General features: G+C 53.7%; 1 protein-coding gene and 1 tRNA gene. Both read left to right on the top strand.

The window, feature by feature from the left end:
- The first annotated feature begins 147 nt into the window (after nt 1–147).
- Nucleotides 148–224 (top strand) — tRNA-Asp (locus tag ACRBCU_RS12340).
- 53 nt (nt 225–277) lie between these two features.
- A complete protein-coding gene (locus tag ACRBCU_RS12335) occupies nt 278–931 on the top strand; it encodes a lysoplasmalogenase family protein (RefSeq protein WP_431365693.1) in 654 nt (217 codons plus the stop codon).
- Nucleotides 932–1,025 lie beyond the last annotated feature (94 nt).

Here is a 1,025-nt window from a genome sequence, read left to right as displayed (position 1 = left end):
AGCCTCTCATCACCCACCATTTACCCCTTCAAAAACCGAAAAACTGGCGCTGACAAAAATAGTGCATTCTTGCGCTAAAGCGCGCTTGACGCTCCTGCATTTGCCGCCTATTACGGCCCAACATTCAGGCAACTGAATGAGCAGTGAGCGGTTGTAGCTCAGTTGGTTAGAGTACCGGCCTGTCACGCCGGGGGTCGCGGGTTCGAGTCCCGTCAACCGCGCCACCGCTGCTTGAAAGGCTCCCTTCGGGGGGCCTTTTGCATTTGGGGGATGTGCAATGATTTGGATTGTTATCGGCGGGCTTGCTGCTGTTCTTTACGGCGCAAAACTGACTCACGAACCTGTTTCTACGCTCCGTTCTCTCACCAAGATAAGCGCGAGCTTTGCTTTGGTGCTATCTGCGGTTTCACTTGGCGCGCCTTGGTTGATCATTGTCGGCCTCGTCTTTGGCGTTATTGGCGATGGTTTTTTATCTCGCAACGCCTCGGTTGGCTTTTTGCCCGGTTTGGCGGCGTTTCTTTTCGGCCATTTGGTTTATCTGTATTGGGCGGTGTTCGTTCTCATGGAGCTGCCTGCGGTGAACGTCCATTGGCTTATGTTCATTGGCATATCAGCGCTCACGCTCGTCTCACTGTTGTTGCTAAAGCGCTGGTGGTCAAAGTTGGATGGATTGCACCTTCCGGTTTCGCTTTATGTGGTGATCTCGATTAGCTTGGGCGGCGCTGCGCTCGTGCTTGCAGGGCAGGGGCTTGAGCAGACGTTCTCGCTTGGCGTTGCGGTGTTTGTGTTGTCCGACATTATCCTCGCAGAATCGTTGTTTATGATGACGCCGGGTAGCCCCAAATATCGATTGAGTGCGAGCACACTTTGGGCGCTGTATTGGCTGGGCCAGCTCGGGATTTTGCTCGGTTCAATCGGGCTTGCGAACTAATTTCATTTTCCATGCATTTGTTCTGCACAAGCCGCTTGACGCGCCCGATTGCTTGGCCTATTTCGCCCTCATTGCGCGGTTGTAGCTCAGTTGG

This window comes from Planktotalea sp., assembly GCF_050633725.1.
In the GTDB taxonomy this organism is placed as follows: domain Bacteria; phylum Pseudomonadota; class Alphaproteobacteria; order Rhodobacterales; family Rhodobacteraceae; genus Planktotalea.
This window is presented reverse-complemented; position numbering and strand designations above follow the sequence as displayed.

Coding starts and splice junctions, on each gene's coding strand:
- ACRBCU_RS12335 (WP_431365693.1), top strand. CDS start 278: ATGATTTGGATTGTTATCGGCGGGCTTGCTGCTGTTCTTTACGGCGCA.